Annotated in this window: 24 protein-coding genes and 1 pseudogene; 13 read left to right on the top strand and 12 right to left on the bottom strand. The window is 35.0% G+C overall.

Features of this window, described 5'->3' with window-relative positions; genetic code table 11:
* Positions 1-3: 3 nt before the first annotated feature.
* A complete protein-coding gene (locus EGH73_RS09150) occupies positions 4-903 on the bottom strand; it encodes a DMT family transporter (protein ID WP_123281570.1) in 900 nt (299 codons plus the stop codon).
* A gap of 304 nt (positions 904-1,207) precedes the next feature.
* Here EGH73_RS09150 and EGH73_RS09145 point away from each other — a divergent pair, with 304 nt between their 5' ends.
* Complete coding sequence (locus tag EGH73_RS09145; protein ID WP_123281569.1) at positions 1,208-2,836, top strand: acyl-CoA carboxylase subunit beta; 1,629 nt, start codon at positions 1,208-1,210, stop codon at positions 2,834-2,836.
* A 116-nt stretch (positions 2,837-2,952) separates the two neighbouring features.
* Positions 2,953-3,357 carry a PH domain-containing protein gene (locus EGH73_RS09140; RefSeq protein ID WP_123281568.1) on the top strand — a complete coding sequence of 135 codons (405 nt, stop codon included), beginning with the start codon at positions 2,953-2,955 and terminating at the stop codon, positions 3,355-3,357.
* Between the two features lie 148 nt (positions 3,358-3,505).
* On the opposite strand, the gene EGH73_RS09135 is transcribed toward EGH73_RS09140, so the two are convergent.
* Entirely contained in the window at positions 3,506-3,853 is a 348-nt protein-coding gene (locus EGH73_RS09135) for a winged helix-turn-helix transcriptional regulator (protein WP_123281567.1), read from the bottom strand.
* 172 nt (positions 3,854-4,025) lie between these two features.
* Here EGH73_RS09135 and EGH73_RS09130 point away from each other — a divergent pair, with 172 nt between their 5' ends.
* The 6 genes from EGH73_RS09130 (at position 4,026) to EGH73_RS09105 (ending at position 9,738) form a co-directional block, all read left to right on the top strand.
* The gene (locus EGH73_RS09130; protein ID WP_123281566.1) at positions 4,026-4,658 is read left to right on the top strand and encodes an NAD(P)H-dependent oxidoreductase; all 633 of its coding nucleotides are present in this window, start codon (positions 4,026-4,028) and stop codon (positions 4,656-4,658) included.
* A 231-nt stretch (positions 4,659-4,889) separates the two neighbouring features.
* On the top strand, positions 4,890-6,083 hold the full coding sequence (locus EGH73_RS09125; protein ID WP_148041694.1) for a hypothetical protein: 1,194 nt from the start codon (positions 4,890-4,892) through the stop codon (positions 6,081-6,083).
* A gap of 94 nt (positions 6,084-6,177) precedes the next feature.
* Complete coding sequence (locus EGH73_RS09120; protein ID WP_184808091.1) at positions 6,178-6,822, top strand: SdiA-regulated domain-containing protein; 645 nt, start codon at positions 6,178-6,180, stop codon at positions 6,820-6,822.
* Between the two features lie 2 nt (positions 6,823-6,824).
* Positions 6,825-7,994: a porin gene (locus EGH73_RS09115; protein ID WP_123281563.1), complete on the top strand. Its 1,170-nt coding sequence runs from the start codon at positions 6,825-6,827 to the stop codon at positions 7,992-7,994.
* 29 nt (positions 7,995-8,023) lie between these two features.
* Positions 8,024-8,854 (top strand): T9SS type A sorting domain-containing protein, encoded by an 831-nt coding sequence (locus tag EGH73_RS09110; RefSeq protein ID WP_123281562.1) that lies wholly within the window; start codon positions 8,024-8,026, stop codon positions 8,852-8,854.
* Positions 8,855-8,874: 20 nt separating this feature from the next.
* Positions 8,875-9,738 (top strand): T9SS type A sorting domain-containing protein, encoded by an 864-nt coding sequence (locus EGH73_RS09105; protein ID WP_123281561.1) that lies wholly within the window; start codon positions 8,875-8,877, stop codon positions 9,736-9,738.
* A 54-nt stretch (positions 9,739-9,792) separates the two neighbouring features.
* Here EGH73_RS09105 and EGH73_RS09100 read toward each other — a convergent pair whose 3' ends face one another.
* The 3 genes from EGH73_RS09100 to EGH73_RS09090 form a co-directional block, all read right to left on the bottom strand.
* Positions 9,793-11,184, bottom strand: a complete 1,392-nt coding sequence (locus EGH73_RS09100) for a type III PLP-dependent enzyme domain-containing protein (protein ID WP_123281560.1) — start codon at positions 11,182-11,184, stop codon at positions 9,793-9,795.
* Between the two features lie 91 nt (positions 11,185-11,275).
* On the bottom strand, positions 11,276-11,908 hold the full coding sequence (locus EGH73_RS09095) for a thiamine diphosphokinase (RefSeq protein WP_123281559.1): 633 nt from the start codon (positions 11,906-11,908) through the stop codon (positions 11,276-11,278).
* 15 nt (positions 11,909-11,923) lie between these two features.
* Complete coding sequence (locus EGH73_RS09090) at positions 11,924-12,496, bottom strand: cob(I)yrinic acid a,c-diamide adenosyltransferase (RefSeq protein WP_123281558.1); 573 nt, start codon at positions 12,494-12,496, stop codon at positions 11,924-11,926.
* A 248-nt stretch (positions 12,497-12,744) separates the two neighbouring features.
* Between EGH73_RS09090 and EGH73_RS09085 the strand changes: the two are divergent.
* Positions 12,745-14,472: pseudogene (locus EGH73_RS09085) on the top strand (ABC transporter ATP-binding protein).
* A 108-nt stretch (positions 14,473-14,580) separates the two neighbouring features.
* Here EGH73_RS09085 and lptB read toward each other — a convergent pair.
* Positions 14,581-15,309 carry an LPS export ABC transporter ATP-binding protein gene (lptB, locus tag EGH73_RS09080; protein ID WP_123281557.1) on the bottom strand — a complete coding sequence of 243 codons (729 nt, stop codon included), beginning with the start codon at positions 15,307-15,309 and terminating at the stop codon, positions 14,581-14,583.
* A gap of 92 nt (positions 15,310-15,401) precedes the next feature.
* On the opposite strand from lptB, the gene EGH73_RS09075 reads away from it, so the two are divergent.
* Positions 15,402-16,172, top strand: coding sequence for a TrmH family RNA methyltransferase (locus EGH73_RS09075; RefSeq protein WP_123281556.1), 771 nt, complete (start codon positions 15,402-15,404; stop codon positions 16,170-16,172).
* A 50-nt stretch (positions 16,173-16,222) separates the two neighbouring features.
* Here the strand turns inward: EGH73_RS09075 and EGH73_RS09070 are convergent, their stop codons facing one another.
* Complete coding sequence (locus EGH73_RS09070) at positions 16,223-16,453, bottom strand: hypothetical protein (RefSeq protein ID WP_123281668.1); 231 nt, start codon at positions 16,451-16,453, stop codon at positions 16,223-16,225.
* A 167-nt stretch (positions 16,454-16,620) separates the two neighbouring features.
* Here EGH73_RS09070 and EGH73_RS09065 point away from each other — a divergent pair, with 167 nt between their 5' ends.
* Complete coding sequence (locus tag EGH73_RS09065; protein WP_123281555.1) at positions 16,621-17,712, top strand: hypothetical protein; 1,092 nt, start codon at positions 16,621-16,623, stop codon at positions 17,710-17,712.
* Positions 17,696-18,292: a hypothetical protein gene (locus EGH73_RS09060; RefSeq protein ID WP_123281554.1), complete on the top strand. Its 597-nt coding sequence runs from the start codon at positions 17,696-17,698 to the stop codon at positions 18,290-18,292. The genes EGH73_RS09065 and EGH73_RS09060 overlap by 17 nt, the downstream gene beginning before the upstream one ends.
* A gap of 34 nt (positions 18,293-18,326) precedes the next feature.
* Here EGH73_RS09060 and EGH73_RS09055 read toward each other — a convergent pair whose 3' ends face one another.
* The 5 genes from EGH73_RS09055 to trhO all read right to left on the bottom strand — a co-directional run bounded on the left by EGH73_RS09055 (position 18,327) and on the right by trhO (position 22,189).
* Entirely contained in the window at positions 18,327-18,563 is a 237-nt protein-coding gene (locus EGH73_RS09055) for a hypothetical protein (RefSeq protein ID WP_123281553.1), read from the bottom strand.
* A 156-nt stretch (positions 18,564-18,719) separates the two neighbouring features.
* Positions 18,720-19,298, bottom strand: a complete 579-nt coding sequence (locus tag EGH73_RS09050) for a 5-formyltetrahydrofolate cyclo-ligase (RefSeq protein WP_123281552.1) — start codon at positions 19,296-19,298, stop codon at positions 18,720-18,722.
* A 1-nt stretch (position 19,299) separates the two neighbouring features.
* Positions 19,300-19,530, bottom strand: coding sequence for a ferredoxin (locus EGH73_RS09045; RefSeq protein WP_116033121.1), 231 nt, complete (start codon positions 19,528-19,530; stop codon positions 19,300-19,302).
* 47 nt (positions 19,531-19,577) lie between these two features.
* On the bottom strand, positions 19,578-20,822 hold the full coding sequence (locus EGH73_RS09040) for a peptidase U32 family protein (RefSeq protein ID WP_123281551.1): 1,245 nt from the start codon (positions 20,820-20,822) through the stop codon (positions 19,578-19,580).
* An 8-nt stretch (positions 20,823-20,830) separates the two neighbouring features.
* On the bottom strand, positions 20,831-22,189 hold the full coding sequence (trhO, locus tag EGH73_RS09035) for an oxygen-dependent tRNA uridine(34) hydroxylase TrhO (RefSeq protein ID WP_123281550.1): 1,359 nt from the start codon (positions 22,187-22,189) through the stop codon (positions 20,831-20,833).
* Between the two features lie 382 nt (positions 22,190-22,571).
* Between trhO and EGH73_RS09030 the strand changes: the two genes are divergently transcribed.
* Positions 22,572-24,710, top strand: a complete 2,139-nt coding sequence (locus EGH73_RS09030; protein ID WP_123281549.1) for a S9 family peptidase — start codon at positions 22,572-22,574, stop codon at positions 24,708-24,710.
* Positions 24,711-24,962: the final 252 nt, after the last annotated feature.

Raw genomic sequence — 24,962 nt, 5'->3', positions numbered from 1 at the left:
GTTTTACTGAGGAGTTATTTCGGAAGGTAATTCATCTTTTTTTCGTCTGGATTTTATAATACCATTAGCTACTATCGCAATAATCATTATGAATGATGCAATGTAAAAAACTGGACTCATATGCTCAGACGCTCCGAAGATAAAAAAAGCCAAAATAATCCCATAAACAGGTTCAAGATTTACAGTCAATATCAATGTAAAAGGCGAAATGAATTTCATTAGCTTTACACTTTCAAACATAGGATAAGCCGTAAAAACAGAAGCCAACAATACTATTAACGCAATATCGGTGTAACTTATTTCGCTGAAAGAAGAAATTTGTCCGGTGACGATAAAAAACAGACTAATGACCAACCATCCACCAGCAATCTCGTAGAAAATAATATTTCCAGAGCTGGTTTTTCCAAAAATTTTACCATTAAAAACAGAAAAAATAGTTCCAAAAAGCGCACATAAGATGCCGTAGAATATGCCTTCTTTGTATTTCAGTTCCGCATTGAAAATCAAAGAAATGCAAATCACGATAATGATTCCGATAATAACCTCGACCCAATCTGGTTTTCTTTTAAAAACTATTGGTTCTATTAAAGAGGCAAATAATGTGGATAATGAGAGACAGGAAAGCGCAATTGATACATTGGAAACCTTAATGGACTGAAAAAAGAACAACCAGTGAAAAGCCGTTACACTTCCTATTCCTACCAATTTTAGTAATAAACCTTTTGTAACTTTAATGCTTTCTTTTTTTACAATCCTGAGATACAAGTAAAGAAAAACCGCAGCGAATGACATTCTATAAAAAACCAAAAGTGGCGCATCCGTAGAAATCAACTTTCCTAAAATAGCTGTGAAGCCCCATAAAAACACGATAAAATGCAACCTCAGCAGATAAGAATTCTTCATAGAATTATTGATTTTCAATTTGCAAAATTAGTATAAATTTCTTGTTTTGAAGCTAATAATCTGGATTGACTCAACGAAAAATCCGTACAAAAATTTATACGGATCTCTAATAAGAAAACTTATTAAAATAAACATAAACTAACTAAAAATTTATTTCATTTATCAATCAAACGAAAAATCCAGAGATATATTACAGAAACTAATATTAATTTTTAAATGCAATACAATTCGCTTATGCAATTAATAAATTCTTTCGTTTTGCCATCAATCAAAAAATTTTATCTTTAGACCCAAAGAAAACCCTATGGATTTAGAATTCAATAAAAGAGAAGATATCAACAAACTGAAACTTTCTCACACCAAGAAAATTTTATCGAAAATCAAATTGGGAGGTGGCGAGAAAGCACTTCAAAAACAACGCGACCAAGGAAAAATGACGGTAAGGGAACGTTTAGAATATCTTTTTGATAAAAATTCTGACACCATAGAAATCGGCGCATTTGCAGGTTACGAGATGTATGAGAAAGAAGGCGGATGTCCTGCAGGCGGCGTGGTTGTAAAAATTGGATACATTGCCGGTAAACAGTGTATTGTTGTTGCCAATGATGCAACTGTAAAAGCTGGAGCTTGGTTTCCAATTACAGGAAAGAAAAATCTGCGAGCTCAGGAAATCGCGATGGAAAACCGTTTACCAATTATTTATTTGGTAGATTCTGCTGGTGTTTATTTGCCGATGCAGGATGAAATTTTCCCAGACAAAGAGATGTTTGGCAGAATTTTTAGAAATAATGCAAAAATGAGTTCTGCAGGGATTATTCAGATTTCTGCAATTATGGGAAGTTGTGTTGCTGGTGGTGCTTATCTCCCGATTATGAGTGATGAAGCGATGATTGTTGACAAGACAGGAAGTATTTTCTTGGCCGGAAGTTACCTTGTGAAAGCAGCAATTGGTGAATCTATTGACAATGAAGGTCTAGGTGGAGCTACAATGCACAGTTCCATTTCTGGTGTTGTAGATTATAAAGCCAAAGATGACAAAGACGCTTTGGATCGTATCAAAAATATAATGAAGTCAATTGGAGACTTTACAAAAGCGGGATTTGACAGAACCGAAAGTTTTCCTCCTAAAGAAAATCCAGACAATATTTTCGGAATAATGCCAGCTGTGAGATCTGAGCAATATGACACTTTCGAAATCATCAAATGTCTTGTAGATAATTCTGAATACGAAGAATATAAACCCGATTATGGGAAAAGCATCATTTGTGCAACTGCCAGAATCGATGGTTGGAGTGTGGGAATTGTTGCCAACCAAAGAAAACTAGTAAAAAGCGGCAAAGGCGAAATGCAGTTCGGTGGCGTTATCTACTCTGATTCTGCTGATAAAGCAACACGTTTTATTGCTAACTGTAATCAGAGAAAAATCCCTTTGGTTTTCCTTCAAGACGTAACAGGCTTTATGGTTGGTTCCAAATCTGAACAAGGCGGAATCATAAAAGATGGAGCAAAAATGGTAAACGCAGTTTCTAATTCTGTGGTTCCAAAATTCACCGTGATTACAGGAAACTCTTATGGCGCAGGAAATTATGCAATGTGCGGTAAAGCCTATGATCCAAGATTAATTGTTGCTTGGCCGTGGGCAGAACTAGCAGTTATGGGTGGTTCACAAGCAGGAAACGTATTATTGCAAATCCAAGAATCTTCGCTTAAAAAACAAGGAAAGGAAATCTCGGAAGAAGAAAGAAAAGAAATTCTTGACAAAATCCTGAAAGATTACAACAAACAAATCCAGCCAACTTATGCAGCAGCAAGACTTTGGACAGATGCTATTATCAACCCTCTTGACACCAGAAAATGGATTAGTATGGGAATAGAAGCAGCTAACCATTCTCCAATTACAGAAAAATTTAATCTTGGAGTTATTCAGGTTTAATGTTAAATTGTTTTATAAAAACTTCCCACTCTGGAAGTTTTTTTTTCAATGAGAAACAAAATGGATGACCTTATTGAGAAAGTAAAAAAACTTCAAAACTAATAACGACAATAGCAATGAAAACTATTAATGTAAGAATCGGATGGGAATTGTTACTATTTATTTTGATAGTACTCACTTTTTCCAATTATCAGCAAATCATCACATTGGAATGGAAAGCGTTAATTTTTTCAGCCATTATTTTTGCGCTGATTTTGGGTCTTTGCTTCTCAATAAAATACACAATTGATAAAGAATTTCTGTACATCAAAAATTCAATTTTTGGAACAACGAAGATTGAAATTAAAGAAATTCATAAAATAGAAAAAACGTGGAATCTACTTTCTGCTCCAGCACCAAGCATCATTGGAAGAGTAGAAATCTATTATAAAAATGACAGTATCGTGATTTCGCCCAAAGATTTTGACAAATTAAAAAATGAACTGCTAAGAATCAATCCAAACATCACTGTAAAAGAATAACTTTGATCTGGAAAAACTATATACAATCCGCTTGAAAAATATGATGAAAAGAATTATTGCGTTTTGGAATAGCTGTGTTTAAATTAGTTAAGAGATACGAAGATTTTTTTTTACTATTATTTCCATTTAAAATAAGATAGAAATCGGATTAATTCTCTAATACTTTTCCTATAATCTTTTTTCTATGTTCAACACCCCATTCTACTAGATGTTCAATAATTTTTTTCAAAGTTTGTCCATAGTCTGTCAATTCGTATTCGACAGTAATTGGTTGCGTGCTAAGAACTGTTCTTGTCACCAATTGATTGATTTCTAAATCTTTCAATTCGCTGCTCAACATTTTTGCAGAAATACCTTCAATTTCTTTCTGTAAATCCGAAAAACGCATTTTATCATAACAAAGCGCCGCAATGATTTGGACTTTCCATCTGCCTTTCAAAATATCCATCGTATCCTGAACTGCTAGAAGATTGGTTTTACAACATTTAATTTTCATATTAGACTTTTATTTTCAGATTCATAATATTAAATTTTTATTAATATTATTTTATAACTAGCTAATTATCAAATAAGTTACTTTGTAGTAACGGTAACTTTTTGTAACTAGATTACAAAAATAAACTTTTCTTATTTAAATTTGACACTTCAAATCAAAAAATCATCTAAAAATGAGTTTATTAGAAGACTTAAATTGGCGTTACGCAACAAAAAAAATGAACGGAGAAACCGTTCCTCAAGATAAAGTAGATTACATTGTAGAAGCTGCAAGATTAGCACCTTCTTCCTCTGGTTTACAACCTTACAGATTATTCGTTATCACGAATAAAGAGTTATTAGAAAAAATCCAACCGATTGCTTTTGACCAAGCTCAGATTACAGATGGTTCGCATCTTTTGGTTTGGGCAGCTTGGGATGGTTACTCTCATAACAGCATCTCTGAAGTTTTTGAAAAAACGACTTCTGAAAGGGGAATTCCTAAAGAAACAATGGATGATTATAAAACCAGACTCTGGGGAATGTACGAACCTCTTGGAAACGAATGGCACGCAACTCACGCAGCAAAACAAGCTTACATATCTTTCGGATTGGCAATTGCTGCGGCTGCTGAGCAAAAAGTAGATGCAACTCCGATGGAAGGCTTTAACAGTGCTGCTCTTGACGAGTTATTGGGATTCGCTGAAAAAGGATTGAAAAGTATTGTGATTTTACCTCTAGGTTATAGAGATACAAGCGGAGACTGGCTGGTAAATCTAAAAAAATACAGAACTCCAAAAGAAGAGTTCATTACAGAAATCGATTGATCAAAAGATTAATTCTCTGCGAAAAATTGTAAAGAATTGATATAACTCAATAGCAATCGGCACTACGATATAAATCACAGTAAACAAGTCGTCACAATTAACAAAAAATCAAAATTCCGTTAATATATAGCGGGATTTTTAATTTAATTTTTAACTTAATTTAACTCAAATGCAATAATTCCTTAGCACATAATTAATCTGACAAAAGTAGCTTCGCCACAAATGTCAGATATGAAGAAGTTTTATATTTTTTTATGCATATTCGGTTTTCTGTTTCAGGGTTGTATATCAGATCGGGATCTTACAGAATTCAGTACGGAGTTACCCGCCGAGTATCAATTAATCCATTATTGGGATTTTAATGATGTTTCTTCTACAGCGGCATTAGCAAAACCTACATATACCAAGGGAAATGCAAGTTTTACTTATGCCGGGGCATATTTTGATGATGTTAATGAAGGCTCGGATATCAATCTAAAACTAACGAGTACTCCCGGAAGCGCGTTGAGGTTGAGAAACCCATCCGGAGATTTTGTCCTTAGCTTACCTACTTCAGGTTTTAGCAAAGTCGTTTTCACATACGTAACAATGCGGACAAATAATGGCCCTCAGGTTCAGAATATAAGCTATAGTACAGACGGGTCTAATTATACAACAGCAGGACTGAACGTTACAGAAGTTTCAGTTGCTGAGAGTTTTAAAGTATATCAGCTTGATTTTTCCAAGATCTCAGCTGCTGATGATAATGCAAAATTCAAAATCAAATTTGCATTCAGTATAAACAGTGACGGAACTTCCGGCAACTCAAGATTTGACAACATTAGTCTGGAAGGAATTCCTCTGGATGTGCCTCCGCCAACTGACAACTCGCTTTATCTACTCCATTACTGGAATTTCAACAGTTTACCAAGCGGAACAATTTCTTCTTCGGTTCCTGCAGATTATACTATAAATTCTGTTCTTGCCAACGGAATCACTTACGAAGGAACAGGAGCCGGATATGTTGATAAGGTCAATCCGGGATCCGACATCAATACAAGAAACGGAGATGTTGCCGGAGATGGCTTGAGATTAAGGAATCCGTCTGATACAAGAGCAATGATAGTTGCTGCTTCTACAGCCGGATACAAAAATATAGTTATCAAATATGCTACTGAAAAATCCTCTGCTAGCGGAGCCGGGACTCAGTCTTTTTCTTATACTGCAGACGGAACCAATTATATTACCACAGGGTTGCCAATCACTTCTTATAATCCTGATTCAGACCCTGTTTATAATTTAGTAACAATAGATTTGTCATCCATTTCCGAAGTGAATAACAATCCGAATTTTAAGTTTAAAATCAACTTTACAGGAACAGGGACAACCGGAACCTCCGGGAACAACCGTTTTGACAATTTCACGATCGAAGGAAATATCAACTAATTATTAAACCGTAATGAAAAAAATCAACATAATACTTTTGATACTACTTGTAAGCATAAATGTTTATGGGCAAAAATCAAAAAAAATAACGCCGGTGAAATGGGTAAAAGTAGAAGTGACCGAGCCCTCTGATATCGTTTTAAACCCGGATAATCCTGAACATTTTTTTATGGTTTCCGATAACGGTTTTGTTCACGAAACTGATTTGCAAGGAAAAATAACAAAAACTTTCCCATTTGAAGGTATCGATATAGAAGCAGTCTATGCAGATAACAATTATGTATATGCCGTAGAAGAGTTCACCAGGAAAATAAGAATATTTGACAAAAATTCCGGAGAACTGACAAGAACAGCCCACATCCCATATAACGGTGGGAGAAACAAGGCATACGAAGCTTTTGTTTACAATCCTGACAAAGAAGTTTTCCTATTGATTACTGAGAAGGATCCGATTTATATTTTTGAGCTTGACAAAAATTTTAATAAGATCAACGAGTATAATATCAGCAAAATGGCCGGAGACATCTCTGCTGCAACTTATTACAATGGTAATATATGGCTGTTAAGCGATGAAGACAGAATGGTGTTTAAGCTCGACCCAAAAACCTATAATGTGATGGCAAAATTTGAAGTTCCGGTTTATAATCCCGAAGGCATCACATTCGGCAAAGACGGAACATTATATATACTGTCTGATAATCTTCAGAGACTTTACACTTTTGATAACCCTGAAAAATAATTATGAGAAAAATATATATTCTGGGAATGCTATTTATAAGCCAAATCGTTTTTTCGCAAGTAACCATTTCCAACGGGAATCATGTCGTTGAAATTTCGGGACTTATATCCTCTTACTATAATTACCGCCCTCTGAAAGAAGGCTTTGAAAATAAAAAAAATAACCGTTTCGAACTTCGGGATGCCCAGTTACAAATCGAAGGAAGGATTGGAAAAATATGGGAATACGAACTAAAATATGATTTTGCAGATGCATCTTATAATGGAGAAGATTTCGACGCCGAGAATCCCGGGCTTATGGAAGCCAGTGTTACTTATAAAGGCTTAAAATTCGTTGATATTCAGGGTGGTTACGGAAAGCTATATTATGGAAGAAGTTCTATCGTACCTTTCCAATATTCTCCATTTTGGCAGAGAGCTATCATTGCAAAAGGTGATCTGCAAAGCGCAAGGGATCTGGGAATTACTCTGAAAAAAGATTTCTGGAACCAAAAAGTCAATGCATACGCCGGTATTTATACTGGATTAGGAGAAATGTCCGTAAAAAACGGTGATAATGATGCCAGCGGAAAATTTGAGTATGTTGGCCGTGTTGATGTTTCTTATCCTTCCAGAGTAAGATACAGAGATATTGATGATGATATATCTCCAATCCCGATGTTTCAACTTGGCCTCAACGCAAGATATGCCGACAAGGCATTACCAAGTGGCAAAACGTTCCCACCAGGAGCAGCAGGTGATTATGACTGGAAAATGATTAACGGCAAGAGATACGGGTATGGTCTGGATTTTTTTGCTATGTATAAGGGCGTATCTGCAGAATTTGAAATTCACAAAATAAAAGCCGAACCACAAAATGCTTCGGATCCGCTATATAAAGGTTATACATTGGAGCAAACCGGAGGTTACGTGCAGGCAGGAGGATTCCTGACACAACTAAATTACAATTTTAAAAAAATCAACACCATTTTTTCTGTACGTTATGAAGAATTGGATCTGAATGATTTGGTTCCAGGAAAAGCCAAAAGATTTTCCGGTGCTGTTGCCTACAAAATAAACGGTTATAATGCAATGATAAAAGCACAATATTTCAATATATTACAGGAAGAAAGCATAGATCCGCTGAAATGGAAAGAGCAATTCAGAATAGGATTTCAATTAGGTTTCAAATAAAAACAGTTTAATCTTTAAATATTCATTCTATGAAAAAAATCAATTTTTTAAATGTAACTATCGGAACATTATTGTCCATAAGCGCATTTGCACAAACTACTTTTGTGCAATGGAATTTTAACAGCCAGAATACTACTCCAAACGTAGGTTCAGGGACTGTAGCTCTTGTGGGTGGCACAACTCAGACTTATGCCGCCGGAAGCCCTACGGATCCAATTACCGGTTCTGCTAATCAGGCATACAATACCACAACATATGCAGCTCAGTCAACAGGAGACAAAACTAGAGGTGTTCAGTTCAACATTAGCACTGTTGGTTACAAAGACATTATTTTATCTTATGATCAAAGATTGAGCAATACAGCAAACAAAACTTATGTTGTTCAGTATTCCACGGACAATACTGCCTGGACAGATTTTTACACCTTTACGGCAAATGATGGCGGAGATAAATGGTATCAGCCAATAGTAGATTTATCGTCTGTAACTGCACTTAACGATAATGCAAGTGTAGGGATAAGAGTTGTAAGCGCACTTACTGGCGGAGTTTATACGGCTGCTACAAGTGGCAGTAATTATGCAACAACAGGAACTGTAAGATATGACATGGTAACTTTTGCAGGAACTTCTCTTCTGGCTGTTAATGAAACCCAAAAAGGAAAATCTCAGCTTTATCCTAATCCGGTAAATGCGAATGAAAATGTAACTTTTGGGAAAGCTACTGATTATGAAGTGTTTTCTGTAAACGGACAACTTTTGAAATCCGGAAAAAATACAAAATCTTTCTCAACTTCCAATCTTAGTAAAGGGGTTTATATTATTAAAACCAATGAGGGTACTCAGAAACTCATCGTTAAATAATTTATTAGAAAAATATTATTATGAAACATTTTAAATTTTTAGGAGCAATTATCGGGATATTATTATCCATAGGGACATTTGCGCAAACTACTTTTGTGCAGTGGACATTTAACGCCAGTGGCGGCACAGCAACACCAAGCACAGGTTCAGGAACTGTGGCTTTGGTAGGTGGCACTACTCAGACTTTTGCCAGCGGAAGCGGTTCTTCAGATACAACTTCCGGTTCTACCAATCAGGCATACAATACCACAACATATGCAGCTCAGTCAACGGGAGACAAAACCAGAGGCGTTCAGTTCAATGTTAGTACTGTTCTACACAGAGACATTATCTTTTCTTATGACGTAAGATTAAGTAATACTGCTAACAAAACTTATGTCGTTCAGTATTCCACAGACACCTCCGCATCCACACCGGTTTGGACAGATTTTTATACTTTTACGGCAGGTAACGGCGGAGATGAATGGTATAACAATAACACAGTGGATTTATCATCCATTACTGCGCTTAACAACAACGCCAATGTGGGCATAAGAGTTGTAAGCGCACTTGCTGGCGGGGTTTATACGGCTGCCACAAGCAGCAGCAATTATAAAGAATCAGGAACCGTGAGATATGATATGGTAACTTTCAAAGGAACATATGATCCTACATTAGCCGTTAACGATATCAAAAACAAGGATAAAAATCAACTTTATCCTAATCCGGTAAATATTGGCGAAACCGTATTCTTCGGAAAGGCTACGGATTATGAAGTCATCTCTATAAGCGGGCAAGTCGCAAAAACAGGGAAAAGTGCGGCTTCTTTCTCAACTTCTGGATTAACTAAGGGTGTTTATATTATCAAAACAACTGAAGGAACCCAAAAGCTGATTGTAAAATAAAAATAACTTAAACAAAAAAAGGGGTAGTTCAAAAGACTATCCCTTTTTCATTTTTTAATATCCCAACAATTTCAGGACATCTTCCGGTCTTTGCTCTTCACGGAATAATTCATAAGTGAAGTTTCCGTCTTCGTCCTTATCGATCAGGATATGTTTTGGCTGAGGCATCAGGCAATGATGAACACCGCCGTACCCACCAATCGTTTCCTGGTAAGCTCCCGTATGGAAAAATCCGATATACAGCGGTTTTGTTTCGTTGAAAACAGGAAGATAGATCGCATTCGTATGCTGTTCAGAGTTGTAATAATCATCTGAATCACAGGTTAGTCCGCCAAGAAAAACCCTTTCGTAAGAATCTTCCCAACGATTAAGCGGCAGCATAATAAAGTGACGGGAAATTGCCCACGTATCAGGCAAAGTTGTCATAAAAGACGAATCAATCATATTCCATTTTTCTCTGTCGTTCTGACGTTTCTGAGAAATAATTTTATACAGATGTCCTCCACTTTCTCCAACGGTAAAACTCCCAAATTCTGTATAAATATTTGGTTCTTCGACCCCCTCTTCTTCACAGAATTTCTTGATTTGGGATACAATTTCGTTCACCATATAGGCGTAATCGTAATCAAAATTCAATGATGTTTTGATTGGAAAACCACCACCAATATTCAACGAATCAACTTCCGGAGCAATTTTTTTTAATCTTGCATATACGCGAAGACATTTGTACAATTCGTTCCAATAATAAGCCGTGTCTTTGATTCCCGTATTGATGAAAAAGTGAAGCATTTTCAGCCTTGCATTCGGATGTTCAGCAATTTTCTGGCTGTAATAAGGAATAATATCCTTGTATCCAATTCCTAATCTCGATGTATAAAATTCGAATTTTGGTTCTTCCTCAGAAGCAATTCTGATTCCGATGTCAAAAGTTCTGTCGATACTTTCCGTTAGCTTGTCCAACTCTCTATAGTTATCAAGAATCGGCGTAATATTTTCGAAACCTTTATTAATCAGCTCAGAAATCTTTGCCAAATAATCGTCAGTTTTGAAACCATTACAAATTACTTCGATACTTTTATCAACTTTACCTTTGTCATAAAGTGACTTCACAATATCCATATCATAAGCCGAAGATGTTTCCAGGCTAATGTCATTTTTCAACGCTTCTTCTACAACAAATGCAAAATGGCTGGACTTTGTGCAATAGCAATATCTGTAATTTTTCTGATAATCGTTCTTTTCAAAAGCTTCTTTGAACCAGAATTTTGCCCTTTCTATATTCTGAGATATTTTTGGTAAATAATTGAACTTCAAAGGAGTTCCGAATTTTTCCACAACCTCCATCAGATTGATGTCGTGGAATTTCAGATTATTTTCTTCTACACTGAATTCTTCAGTCGGAAAATAAAGCGTTTGGTCAATTAGTTCAGAATATTTTATTTTCATTTCTGGCTAAAAAAAGTTAATTGGTTTTACGATGCAAAAATGATGAAATAAACTGAATATTCACGTTAATAATTCTATAAAAATTAATGAATTAATTTCCGACAAAAATCAGCAAATCACCTTTTTTATACTTAATTGTAACATCTTTATTTTCAGCAATATTCCGAGTTCCGAGTCTTTCTCCGAGAATCAAATCTTCCTTATACAAAGGCCATTTCAATCCTTTTGTTTCGATATTTTTGGCAATTGGAAAAGGCATCAGGGAAATCATTTTCCCTTTGACATCAGAAATTGTGAATTTTTTCGGAATAAAGTAATATGATGAATATTCATCAAAAAAATGAAGATTCACTTTATCTTTAAATGCAAAAGCAACACTCAGATTCCCGAGAAAATGGTCCTGCTCTCCTCCACTTCCACCAAAAACATCGATGTTATCAAATCCTTTTTCGATAATGATTTCTAAAGCTTTATGAAAATCGGTTTTATTTTGGTCAGGAGTTTCTATGATTTCAAATTGGTGATTCTGACCTTGCTGAATAATTTCTTCTTCAATTTTATGTGAATCGAAATCTCCCGAGATAAAATCCAGCTTATCCAAAGGAAATTTCAATTGTTTCAAATAATGAAAAGCGCCGTCTGTACAAGCAATCAAATCATAACCTGACAAATTAGGAATCGCTTTTGGAGAATCTCCGTTGATGAAAAGAAGTGCTTTTTTCATTTAAAAAATTTAATTCTAACTTCTATAATTAGGATTCCAATATTCTTCTGGCTCATTATGAAGTTTCGAAATATATCTTGCCAAAACAAAAAGATAATCAGACAAACGGTTCAGATACTTGATTAATTCCGCTCTCACTTCTTCAGATTGATTGAGGAAAACCAAACTTCTTTCTGCACGTCTGCAAACCGTTCTCGCTACGTGAAGAAAAGTCGCAGCTTTTCCACCTCCTGGTAGAATGAAATATTGCAAAGGTTCCACTTTCTCTTCCATTTCGTCCATCCAATTTTCCAACTCGTCGACTTCTTTGTCCGAAATTACCAATGGCAATCTAGCTTTTCCATTAGCCAAAAATAGTTTATCAATTGGCGTCGAAGCTTCTGAACCAACTGTAAATAAATCAAACTGAATTTTTTTGAGTTGATTAATGACATTTTCATCCTCGATATGAGATTTTGCAACACCAATACAAGCGTTCAGTTCATCTATGTTTCCGTAAGATTCTACTCTTGCGCTCGCTTTAGAAATTCTGCTTCCACCATAAAGTCCGGTTTCGCCTTTGTCTCCGGTTTTTGTATATATTTTCATTCTGAAATATTATTGGATAAAATTAACCTTTTTATTTTTGAACCACATAGGCACAATAGAATTTAAAATGAATTATTTCTAAAACTTCAAATAGCTATTTAAACTTAATTCTGTTAAGCATTTCCTATGTGTCTACGTGTTTTTAAATTAATTCTTAACTTGCTGTTATGAAAAAACCTTTTCAGAAAACAACCAATCTCATCCATATTTTCAATCAATTGAAAAGTTTCATAAAACCTTACAAATGGATGGTTTTCGGAACTTTGGCATTGACTTTTATTGGTGCTTTGTTTGCGCAGGTCAATCCGATTGTTTTAAAATATACAGTTGATGAAGTCACAAAATTGACACAGCTTCCTCATCCAATGTCCGAAGGAATACACGTTTTGATTCTGATTTCGATTATACTCTTGGGAAAAGAATTAGCGAATATTTTTATTCAGTTTGGACAGAAATTTTATGGAGAAAAAATTAGAATTAATGTCAGTTCAGAACTCGCACAAGCAGCGATTGATAAAATCCTGACTTACAGAATTGCTTATTATAACGACGACCGACACGAATCCGGAAAACTTCAAATCCGCATCGACAGAGGAATTGAAAGCTTAACCAAGCTTGTCCAAAACTTTTTCATTGATATTCTACCATTATTTTCAACTGCAATTATTGCTTTGATTGTAATGTATATGCAGAATCTGTATGTTGGATTAGTTTCGACATTTGTGGTTCCTATTTACTTCTATATAACTTCTCGACAAGCTAAAAAGCTAGGAAATGTTAGACGAACCCTGCGAAATCAACGGGAACAGAAAACATCCGGACTTCTGAATCTTATCAATTCTATAATGGTTATCAAAAGTTTTGTGCGGGAAAAATTTGAAGGCAAAAAACAGTACAATCTCCAGATGTAATTGATGGAAAGCCAGTTGTACACAAGACGAACCAGTTTTATTTTCGATGGATTGAAAACTTTTATCGAGCAATTTGGTGTCGTTTTGATTATCCTTTTGACGGTTTATCTTGTGCTTGACCAGCAAATGACGATTGGTGCAATTATGCTTCATATTATGTTGTTCAACAACGTCTCTGCACCGATTCGTCAGCTTCACAGGATTTATGATGATATGAATGATGCATTCATTTACGCTGAAGGTTATTTTGAAATCCTAAATGACGACGACGAAACCGAACCGAATGGAACCATCAATAATATCCCAATCAAAGGCAGTTTTGAAATAAAAAATGTAGATTTCACTTATCCAAACGGAATGAAAGCTTTGAAAAACGTTTCTCTCAAAATAGAAAATGGGAAAACGACAGCTTTGGTTGGATTAAGCGGCGCTGGAAAATCGACCGTGATTAATCTGCTTTGTAAATTTTATGAACCAGATTCCGGAGAAATTCTTTTGGATGGCAACAATCTGAATGATTTTGATAATGATTATCTGCGTGACGACCTTGGTTTGGTTCTTCAGAAAAATCACATTTTCAAGGGAAGTATTGAAGATAATATCCGATACGGGAATCTGGAAGCCACTCTTGACCAAATTAAAGAAGCAGCGACAAAAGCTTATCTTCACGAGCAGATTTTGGATTTGCCAGATGGTTACAATCACGATGCAACGCAGCTTTCCGGAGGTCAGCAACAGAGAATTGCGATTGCAAGATTATTCTTAAAAAATCCTCCAATTATTTTTCTTGATGAACCAACTGCAAGTCTGGATGCGATTGCCACAGAACAAATCAAAAACTCTCTGGATGCGATTAAAAAAGACAGAACCGTGATTATTATTTCGCATTCGTTGTCGCAGATTTTGGATTCTGATATGATTTATGTGATGAAAAAAGGCGAAGTCGTAGAAAACGGAACGCACGAAGAACTTTATGAAAAAGACGGAACTTACCGAGAAATCTTCGATGCTTCTGCAAGAAGTTTGAATCTTGACCGACTCGTGAAAACTTATAAAGATGAATAATTCTTCTGAACAGAATTAAAAAAAATTAAATTCATAAAAAAGTCGCAAATTTTTCCTTTGCGACTTTTATATTTCAATATTAAAAAACTTGCAACTTTGCGATAAAATCTAAATCTTCTCAAACCGAAAATTCTCTCCAAGATAAGCTTTCCTTACATCTGGGTCGTTTGCCAAATCTTCAGGAAGACCTTCTTTCAGGATTTTTCCTTCGAACATAATATAAGTTTTGTTGGTTATTGCCAAGGTTTGTTGTACGTTGTGGTCAGTGATCAGAATTCCAATATTCTTCTCAACCAAAGACCTTACAATTTTCTGAATATCTTCCACCGCAATCGGGTCAACTCCGGCAAAAGGCTCATCCAAAAGGATAAAATTCGGACTCGTCGCGAGACAACGTGCGATTTCGGTTCTACGTCTTTCACCTCCGGAAAGCAAATCACCTCTGTTTTTACGAACGTGTTCCAAATGGAATTCTTCAATCAACTCATCACATTTTTTCTGTTGTTCTTTTTTGGAAAGGTTCGTCAATTGCAAAACACCCAGGATATTATCTTCAACAGACAACTTTCTGAAAACTGATGCCTCCTGCGCAAGATAACCAATTCCTTTCTGCGCCCGTTTGTACATTGCATCCTGTGTAATATTTTGCTGATCTAGGAAAACATTCCCCAAAGTTGGTTTCACTAATCCTACTATCATATAAAAAGAAGTCGTTTTTCCGGCGCCGTTTGGTCCCAAAAGCCCGACGATCTCGCCCTGCTGAACCTCCAGTGATACGCCTTTCACCACTTTTTTCGGTCCGTATTCCTTGATTAAATTTTCTCCTCGTAAAATCATAAAACAAAGATATATATTTTTTTGTTGGAAGACAGATGTCAGAAGATGGAAGTTAAACTTTTACAATTTATTATCTTTGCAAAAATCTTAAAATGCTCATAGAAAGCCTTCAAAACGAAAAAATCAAAAGACTAACAAGACTTCTGTCTAAAAATCAAGATAGGAAAAAAGCCGGAGTTTTCTTAGTAGAAGGGCAGCAGGAAAACGAACGTGCACTTCATTTTGGCAATCAGCCAGAAGAATTTTTTATCTGCGAAACTATTTTCAAAGGCTCATTACCAGACTCGAAAATCCACTTTATAACTGAGAAATTATACGAGAAAATAGCCTATCGTGGCACTACAGAGGGAATTATCGGAATTTATAAACTGGAACAAAGAAATCTGGACGAGTTTAAACCGAAACAGGATTCTGCTGTCATTATTTTGGAAAGTGTAGAGAAGCCGGGAAATCTTGGTGCTATTCTAAGAAGTTGCGAAGCATTTGGAATCAACGCTTTGATTGTGACAGACCCAAGAACAGATTTCTATAATCCAAATGTTATTCGCTCCAGCGTAGGTTGTCTTTTCGGAATGAATATCTTTCAAGCGTCCAACGAGGAAACTTTAGAATTCCTTAAAATCAAAGACTATAATATCTTCACTACTTTTATGAGTGATGATGCAAAAAACATTCAGGAGAAGAATTTGAAAAACAAATCTGCTGTTTTATTTGGAACAGAACATTCTGGATTAAGTGACTTCTGGAAAGATAAGGGAGAAAATGTTTTAATTCCTATGTCCGGAACCATCGATTCTCTTAATTTGAGTAATGCTGCGGCAATTACTTGCTACGAAATATTGAGACAGAAATTGGAGAAATAAAAAAACCGCTTCTCTAAAGAAACGGTTCCAAATTCTTAACTGGGTTAAGATTATTTTTTAGCAGCAGCAGAATCAACTTTTGCAGCAGCTCCTTCTACTTTAGCAGCAGCAGAATCAACTTTTACAGCAGCAGAATCAACGTGAGCAGCAGCAGAATCAAGAGCTGAAGCAGAAGAATCAACTACAGCAGAATCAGCAGCAGCAGTATCAACAGTTTCAGTTTTTTTACAAGCTACAAGAGCTACAGCAGCGATAGCAGCTACGAATAATGACTTTTTCATAATAATTAAATTTAAATTGTTAGTTAATAGACTGTCCATTATTTGAACAGCGCAAAATTATATCGGTAAAATATTTTTGTTTTGAAAATTAATTGTAATATATTTGTAAAACACGATTTACAAATAAAAAATACTGTAAATCAACGAATTAAGCATAAAATAGAATTTTGAGCGATACCGAATTTTTACATTTTCAATCCTTAAAAAAGGCTGTTCAGGACAAATATCTTGAAACGCATTCCCCAGCATATGATGATATTTCCAAATGGAAAGGAATAGATATTATTTACTTCCAAGAAGATCTGAGACAAAAGGCTAAGGGGAATATCAGCGAAAAAACTTTTTATACATACTTCAAGAATAATTCTCAGGAAAAAATCCCTAGAATTGATACGCTGAATATCTTGTCCGTTTATTCTGGATTCAATTCTTGGTCTGAGTTTAAAAAGAAAAATCCGATCGCAGCAACTGGGGAAGAACCAACCGCAGTCGAAGTTTCCGAACCTGCAATAGAAGAACCAAGCGAAAAAGTTTCAGTAGAACAAATTCAAAATCCAATTACGGAAAACCCTCCAGTTTCTATTGACAATCAGGCTTTTGATGAGATTAATAAGAATATCAATTTCAAAAGTCACGAACAAAATTTCTTAAAAAGATATCTGTGGTTGGGAATCTCGGTTTTCTTGTTCGCAATTGTTTTGATATTAGTATTTTATGATAATTTGTTTTATAAAAAGTACACTTACGCTTTTATAGATGCAGACCGAAACTCCTCAATAAAAGGTGAACTCGACGTAAAAATCATTAGAGAAAACGAATCGCCTATACTTTTTAAGGTGAAACCTAATTCAAAATTTGTATATGAAACGAAAAGCAAAAGCTTGAAAATGATTATTTCTTCTCCTTTCTATAAAGCTGAAGAAATAACTAGAGACTTGACCAACGCACCTGACACAGAGAATATCGAGCTAAAACCTAACGAATATGCTGTTCAGTTGTATTACTACTCAAAATCAATAAAAGATTTTAAGAAAAAAACACAGCAGCTGAATAGACTAATTAGTGATAACGCATTGATTTATCAGGTAGTTGATAGTGATATATATGGGATAGAAACTTTGGATAAGCAGAAATATATATCGCTGGTGACGCTTCCAACTACGAGTTTGGAAAATCTGGAAGTAATTGATTCTCAAATGAAAAACGGAAAAATTGTGATGATTAAATTCAAAATTACAGACGATGAAAAAACGAAATAAACTATCTTATTGGATATTAAGCATAACTATAATAACCGCAACAATAATATCCTGTAATAAAAAATATGAAGGTGACGAAAACTCCATAGAAGTGATCAGAAATGCCAATAATAATGGGACTTATTCTAAGATAAAATTGGATAGTTTGCAGGCAATTAATTTGATTACAACTCAAAAAGTACAGGATTTATTAGACTTGTCTGCGCTTTACACTTCTGGAAATAAGGACACAGAAATAGATTCTGTGATTTACACACAAATGCAGGCTCATTTTTTATCAAAAGATTCCAGTAACTTGACACCTTTGTTAAAAGAAATGGATAGTCTGAAAGTGAAATTCGCTAAAGTGAGCAAACTAACAACTTCCAAAACTGTAAAAGAAAAAGATACGTTGGATTTGGCAAACTTTGATGTAGAATACTATGACAACAAAAGAACTTATCTCACAACAGTTAACAGAAAAGCGCAGTTTACACTAAAAGCATCGCCAGTCAAATTCCAGAAAGAGTTTAAGTTTTACTTTACCAATTTCTACAAAAAGGATTATGACACTATAAAAACAACAAAACCCGCTAATTAGCGGGTTTTGTTTTAAAATTAGATTTGGAATCTAATTATTTTTTGATTTCTTCTTTAGCAGCTTTCTCGTCAGCTTTTACTTCAGCTTTAGCAGAGTCAGCAGTAGCTTTTACTGAATCAACAGTTGCAGTTGCAGTAGAATCGATTACTGCAACAGTAGAATCAGCAACTGCGTCTACAGAATCAACTGCGTTAGCTTCTACTTTATCAGTTTTTTTACAAGCTACAAGAGCGATAGCAGCAATAGCAGCTACAAATAATGACTTTTTCATTTTCTAAAAATTTAAATTAATTATTATATATTGTTATTCGTTAATTATCTTTTCATAATTACAAGACAAAGGTAGAACGGTCTGGCAAAAATCAATACTAAATAACTTGTAATATCATTGTAAAGTGATTTACAAATAAATATACCTGAATACCAATTATTTAACAGTAAAATCTATATATTCTGAAGGTGTAATCAAACCATCTAAAGCTACATCTTTCTGAAAAACATCTGCGATGCCTTCATTCGGAGAAAAGAAGTTTAAACCAATTTTGTTATGAATTTTTGAATTACCATAAAAGAAAGAGTCATAGAAACCTTTTCCATAGCCTACTCTATTTCCAAATTGGTCACAATACAATAATGGCGTTAAAACATAGTCTAATTCTACATTAGCATCAATATTAGAAATAGGCTCTTTGATTCCCCAATTGTTAATTTCAAATTCTGAATTAGGAAAAATCTCCACCGAAATCATATTTTCACCTTGAATTTTCGGCACAAAAACACGAACATTTTTATTAAAAAAATAATCTATAAAAATCTGAGTGTTTATCTCATTAAATTTTTCAATAGGTAAAAAAATATTAACTTTTTGATTTCCAATTATATTAAATTGTAAAATAAACTGATCAAGGATTTTTTGAGACAAAAAATTGACCTCATCTTGCGATAAGGCCATTCTTTTTTCTTTATAAATCGTTCTAAGTTCTTTTTTGGTAAGACTAAGATTCATCCTAAATTTCTTTAACTGAAATGATATTCACAGGACAAGCTTTAGATGCTCTATCGCATGGTTCAAAAGACTCATGTTGTGGCGTTTTAATCGTGTAAAAGCCTTTTTTATCAATCGATCTCAACAATACTGATTTACCATCTTTTTTAGACATCCTAAAAAACTCTGGCGCGAACTCTTCACAATAGTTGCAACCGATACATTTGTCTCGCTGAAGTGTTACAATTACCATCTTAATTAAAAATAAGAGAGAAACAACAATGCAAATATTCCTTATTATTAAGCTTGAATTATTTTATATAACCTATCAGAAGGACGAACCCGGAAATCTGTCTTGAATGTGATTAAATCTGATTTGGATGCTTTGTTTGCTTCTGGCTTTTCATCAACCTGCATTGTTTCCACTATCATTTCTTGAGAACCTGTTGTAGGACCTTGAATCAAAACTTTATCTCCCACAGTCAAATCATAAGCTTCTATAAGAAATTCTGCAATATTAGATTTTGGATAAAAATGACGACCTTTCCCAACGTAAACTTTCTTTTGAATAGCACTAGAACCAGAATTATCAGACCATTCACCTAATTCCTGACCAAGATAATATCCGCTCCAAAAACCTCTATTATAAACTGTTTCCAGCCTAGACATACATTCTGTAACTTTTTCCTGAGAAAAAGTCTTTTCTGCAATAGCATCAATTGCTTCTCTATAAGCTTTTACAACTGTAGCAACGTATTCAGGAGCACGTCCGCGTCCTTCGATTTTTAGAACTTTCACTCCCGAATCTATGATCTGATCAAGAAAACTGATCGTACAAAGATCTTTTGGTGACATCATATATTCATTATCAAGTTCTATTTCAAAACCTGTTTCCTGATCGATAACCGTATATTTTTTTCTGCAATTTTGCTTGCAAGCTCCCCTATTTGCAGAAGAATTAGCTGAATGCAAGCTCAAATAACACTTGCCAGAAACGGCCATACAAAGAGCTCCGTGACCGAAAATCTCAATCTCAACCAAATTCCCAGACGGCCCTCTTACATCATCTTTTATAATCTGGTCACATATTTTTTTGATTTGGTTAATACTCAATTCACGACTCATAACCATTGTGTCAGCGAAAAGCGCATAGAATTTTACCGTTTCAATATTTGTGATATTGATTTGTGTAGAAATATGAACCTCCATCCCAATTTGTCTCGCGTAAGAAATTACCGCTTGATCCATCGCAATGACTGCTGTAATATTAGCCTCTTTTGCTTTATCAAGAAGTGTTTTTATAATAGATAAATCGTGATCGTATATAATTGTATTGAGTGTAAGATAAGTTCTCACTCCTTTTTCTGAGCAACGTTTATTTATTTCTGGTAAATCATCAATTATGAAATTCATTGATGCTCTGGCCCGCATATTCAGCTGTTCTACACCAAAATAAATGGAATCTGCACCATTATCCAAAGCCGCTTGCATTGATGTAAAATCGCCAGCTGGCGCCATCAACTCTATTCTACCACTGTTTGTCATCTTAAATCTTATAAGATTTTATACAACTTATCGGACAAACGAACTCTAAATGGAAGCTCAAAAGTAACTTGATCACCCACTTTAGCTATTTCAGTTGAAGCGCCATTAGCGAAAATTTCTTTAATGGTAAACTCTTGTTCTCCAGTTGTAGGACCGGAAATTAAAACTTTATCACCTACAGAAAGTTCTTTGTTTTCAATTAAAAACTGTCCTATTTTAGATTTAGAATAATAATGTTCTCCTTTACCAATCAATACTTTTTTAACTTTAATTTTCTGACGGATATCTGTAGTTTCAGGTTTTGCTTTTGCCAAAGTTTGCGTTGATAAATCTCCTGAATTTTTAAATTTCAAAGCTTCGGATTTACCTTTTCGGAACACTTTATTCCCCACTTGCAAGCCTTTTCTTCTCGCAACTTGCTCTTCTTGTGGCAAATGGATTATTTCGTGACATTCGGTTGAGCAAGTATTTTCCATTACAGCTTTACATTCGTCACATTGGATGAATAACAAATGACAAGCATCATTTGCACAGTTTGTATGATTATCACAAGGTTTTCCACATTGATGACATTGCGCAATAATATCGTCCGTAATTCTTTCGCCTAATCGATGGTCAAACACAAAATTCTTCCCGATGAATTTACTTTTAATATTTTTTTCTTTAATTTGGCGTGTATATTCGATAATTCCGCCTTCTAATTGATAAACGTTTTTAAAACCTTGATGTTTGAAATAAGCACTCGCTTTTTCACAACGGATTCCGCCAGTACAATACATCAACAAATTTTTATCTTCTTTGAAATCCTGTAATTGTTCATTAATAATAGGTAAACTTTCTCGAAAATTCTCAACATCTGGTGTAATTGCGCCTTCAAAATGCCCCACTTCACTTTCGTAATGATTTCTGAAATCTACTACAATTGTATTTGGATCCGCCAACATATTATTGAATTCCTGAGCTTTCAAGTGAATTCCTTTATTGGTGACATCAAAAGTTTCGTCATTCAAACCATCCGCAACAATTTTGTTTCTAACTTTAATCGTTAACTTCAAAAAAGAGTAATTATCCTGCTCAACAGCGACATTCAGGCGGATGCCCTTCATAAAGTCGTAAACCTCCAGCGTATCACGAAAAGCTTCGAAATTCTCCGCAGGAACGCTCATCTGAGCATTAATTCCTTCGTGAGCAACATAGATACGACCTAGTGCATCAAGAGCGTTCCAAGCAATAAATAAGTCGTCGCGAAATTTCTTAGGATTTTCAATTTTGGCGTACGCATAGAAAGACAATGTAAGGCGCTCTTGTCCGGCCTCATCGATAAGTCGAGCTCTTTCTTCTGCGCTTAATGTGTTATACAGTTGCATGCTATAAACGTTTTAAGTGAGAAAAATAATGGTGCAAAGATACAAATATTAGTTGATAGTTTCCAGTTGATGGTTGTCAGTTTTTGGGCGTGTGCCTTTCCAAGGCTAAGTTCAAAGCTTGGGTCGGGCTATCCGTTACAATCTTTTCTGTCCTCCTAAGGCCGACAAAAAAGGGTTTCCACTACTATCCCTCACGCATTTACAACTCGATGTTAAAAAACCCTTTCAGAAATCAAAGATTAGACGATAGTCAATTTGAAACTCTGAAAGGGTTAGGCTACAACTCAACATATTAGACAAAAAATAAATATATTTACAACTCTAAAATTTGAAAAATAAAACCGCAAGGTTCGTGAATTCCTTAAATAAAAATAAAAAGATAATGAACAAAAAAATCCTTGTTTCTGTTGTTTTGATGACAGCAGTTTTATCACAAAACATTAATGCTCAAGAAATTACGTTAGACAAAATCTACTCCGGATACTATCGTGGAAAAGGAATTGCAGGAATTGCTTCCCTTAACGATGGTGAAAATTACGCCACTATAGAAAAAGACGGAATCGCAAAATATAGCTATAAAACATTCCAGAAAGTTGGAAATATTGTAGATGGAAGTTTCGAATCTTATATTTTCTCTGCAGACGAATCCAAAATTCTTCTTCAGAAAGAAAGTGAACCGATTTACAGACATTCATTCTTGGGAAAATTTGATGTTAAGGATTTGAAATCAAATACAGTAATGCCACTTAATAATGGAAACTGGATTCAGGAACCGAAGTTTTCTCCGGACGGAAGCAAAGTGGCTTTTATCGTTGACAACAACTTGTTTTATCAAGATTTGACCTCCGGAAAAATCACGCAGATTACAACTGACGGAAAGAAAAATTCTATAATTAATGGATTGGGAGACTGGGTTTATGAAGAAGAATTTTCTCACGCAGATTATTACCAATGGAACAAAGCGGGCGATGCAATTGTTTTTGTAAGATTCGATGAGTCAAAAGTTCCGGAAATTTATATTCCAATCTACGGGAAATCGCTTTATCCAACGGAGATGCGCTACAAATATCCAAAAGCTGGAGAAACTAATTCAACAGTTACTGCTAATCTTTATCAATTAAATTCAGCAAAAACAACAGCTCTGAATCTTGGAAGTTTTGAAAATCATTACATTCCGCAACTTTGGCAAACGAATGATGCGAATGAAATTGTCATCGCAACCAGCAACAGACATCACAGTAAAGTAGATTTGATAAAAGTGGATACAAAATCCGGGAACTTAACCAAATTATTTTCAGAAACCGACAACGCTTGGATAGAAACCGACAATCTGACGTTGGAGTTTTTGGATGACAACTCTTTCCTTTGGGCTTCGGAACGTGATGGATACAGACAATTGTACTGGTATGACAAAGCTGGGAAATTGAAAAAGCAAGTTGCGAAAGGTAACTGGGAAATCACAGATTATTACGGTTACAACCCAAAAACTAAGGAAGCTTATATCCAAACCACTGAAAAAGGAAGTTTGAACAAAGTCGTTTCAAAACTGAATATCAATTCCGGAAAAACAACTTTGATTTCTTATCCAGAAGGAAATAACTCGGCAAGTTTTAGCAAGTCTTTTAACTATTTCATCAATACCAATTCTACAGCTGGAATACCCTACAAATATGTTTTGAAAGATGCTTCTGGCAAGGAAATAAAAGAACTTCAGAATAATAATGAGATGCTTTCTAAACTGCAGAAAGATAACTTTGTAACAAAGGAATTCATCACCATTCCGAATTCTGTTGGCGACCAATTGAACGCTTGGATTATTAAACCTAAAAACTTTGACCCTAATAAAAAATACCCATTATTTATGTTCCAATATTCTGGTCCTGGTTCTCAGCAGGTTTCCAATTCTTGGGATGGCGGCAACGGAATTTGGTTCGAAATGCTAGCTCAGAAAGGTTACGTTGTAGCCTGTGTAGATGGACGCGGAACAGGCTATAAAGGTGCAAAATTCAAAAAAGTAACTTACAAACAATTAGGCAAATATGAAATAGAAGATCAAATTACTGCTGCCAAATGGTTTGGAAACCAATCTTATATTGACAAATCTAGAATCGGGATTTTCGGTTGGAGTTTTGGTGGCTATATGACTTCTTTAGCCATGACAAAAGGTGCTGATGTTTTTAAAATGGGAATTGCTGTTGCACCGGTTACCAACTGGAGATATTATGACAGCATCTATACCGAAAGATTCCTACAAACACCTCAAGAAAATCCGGAAGGTTATGACCAAAACTCACCGACAACTTTTGCTAATTTATTGAAAGGAAAATTTCTTTTGATCCACGGAACGGCAGATGACAATGTTCATTTCCAAAATTCTATGGAGTTCTCTGAAGCCTTAATTCAAAATAAAAAACAGTTTGATTTTATGGCTTATCCGGACAAAAACCACGGCATCTATGGTGGACAAACCAGACCTCAGCTTTATGAGAAAATGACGAATTTTATTTTGGAGAATTTGTAAAAAGATGGAAGATGGAAGTCCGAGGACGGAAGTTAAAAAACCGCAGAAGATGTTTTCTTTTGCGGTTTTTTAATAATTATTTAAGCTTCTATTGTCAATAATTGTAATTAGAAAAATAGTGTGATTCACTTCTTGGTAAATTAAAGAATTATGTTCGTCGATAAGACATTTTCTATAATTTAGGAACTTAGATTTTGGGCAAATTTCTTTATTAGATTTCAATCGTTCTATAAGAGCATCAAAACTATTTTC

The organism is Epilithonimonas hominis (assembly GCF_003730015.1).
GTDB lineage: Bacteria > Bacteroidota > Bacteroidia > Flavobacteriales > Weeksellaceae > Epilithonimonas > Epilithonimonas hominis.
Note: the sequence above shows the minus strand (reverse complement) of the source record. Positions and strands in the feature narration are given on the sequence as shown.

Coding starts and splice junctions, on each gene's coding strand:
- EGH73_RS09040 (WP_123281551.1), bottom strand. CDS start 20,822: ATGACAAACAGTGGTAGAATAGAGTTGATGGCGCCAGCTGGCGATTTT.
- EGH73_RS09075 (WP_123281556.1), top strand. CDS start 15,402: ATGCTCATAGAAAGCCTTCAAAACGAAAAAATCAAAAGACTAACAAGA.
- EGH73_RS09100 (WP_123281560.1), bottom strand. CDS start 11,184: ATGAAAATAAAATATTCTGAACTAATTGACCAAACGCTTTATTTTCCG.
- EGH73_RS09055 (WP_123281553.1), bottom strand. CDS start 18,563: ATGAAAAAGTCATTATTTGTAGCTGCTATTGCTGCTATCGCTCTTGTA.
- EGH73_RS09090 (WP_123281558.1), bottom strand. CDS start 12,496: ATGAAAATATATACAAAAACCGGAGACAAAGGCGAAACCGGACTTTAT.
- EGH73_RS09105 (WP_123281561.1), top strand. CDS start 8,875: ATGAAACATTTTAAATTTTTAGGAGCAATTATCGGGATATTATTATCC.
- trhO (WP_123281550.1), bottom strand. CDS start 22,189: ATGCAACTGTATAACACATTAAGCGCAGAAGAAAGAGCTCGACTTATC.
- EGH73_RS09070 (WP_123281668.1), bottom strand. CDS start 16,453: ATGAAAAAGTCATTATTCGTAGCTGCTATCGCTGCTGTAGCTCTTGTA.
- lptB (WP_123281557.1), bottom strand. CDS start 15,309: ATGATTTTACGAGGAGAAAATTTAATCAAGGAATACGGACCGAAAAAA.
- EGH73_RS09140 (WP_123281568.1), top strand. CDS start 2,953: ATGAAAACTATTAATGTAAGAATCGGATGGGAATTGTTACTATTTATT.
- EGH73_RS09135 (WP_123281567.1), bottom strand. CDS start 3,853: ATGAAAATTAAATGTTGTAAAACCAATCTTCTAGCAGTTCAGGATACG.
- EGH73_RS09050 (WP_123281552.1), bottom strand. CDS start 19,298: ATGAATCTTAGTCTTACCAAAAAAGAACTTAGAACGATTTATAAAGAA.
- EGH73_RS09125 (WP_148041694.1), top strand. CDS start 4,890: ATGAAGAAGTTTTATATTTTTTTATGCATATTCGGTTTTCTGTTTCAG.
- EGH73_RS09110 (WP_123281562.1), top strand. CDS start 8,024: ATGAAAAAAATCAATTTTTTAAATGTAACTATCGGAACATTATTGTCC.
- EGH73_RS09030 (WP_123281549.1), top strand. CDS start 22,572: ATGAACAAAAAAATCCTTGTTTCTGTTGTTTTGATGACAGCAGTTTTA.
- EGH73_RS09130 (WP_123281566.1), top strand. CDS start 4,026: ATGAGTTTATTAGAAGACTTAAATTGGCGTTACGCAACAAAAAAAATG.
- EGH73_RS09095 (WP_123281559.1), bottom strand. CDS start 11,908: ATGAAAAAAGCACTTCTTTTCATCAACGGAGATTCTCCAAAAGCGATT.
- EGH73_RS09115 (WP_123281563.1), top strand. CDS start 6,825: ATGAGAAAAATATATATTCTGGGAATGCTATTTATAAGCCAAATCGTT.
- EGH73_RS09045 (WP_116033121.1), bottom strand. CDS start 19,530: ATGGTAATTGTAACACTTCAGCGAGACAAATGTATCGGTTGCAACTAT.
- EGH73_RS09060 (WP_123281554.1), top strand. CDS start 17,696: ATGAAAAAACGAAATAAACTATCTTATTGGATATTAAGCATAACTATA.
- EGH73_RS09145 (WP_123281569.1), top strand. CDS start 1,208: ATGGATTTAGAATTCAATAAAAGAGAAGATATCAACAAACTGAAACTT.
- EGH73_RS09150 (WP_123281570.1), bottom strand. CDS start 903: ATGAAGAATTCTTATCTGCTGAGGTTGCATTTTATCGTGTTTTTATGG.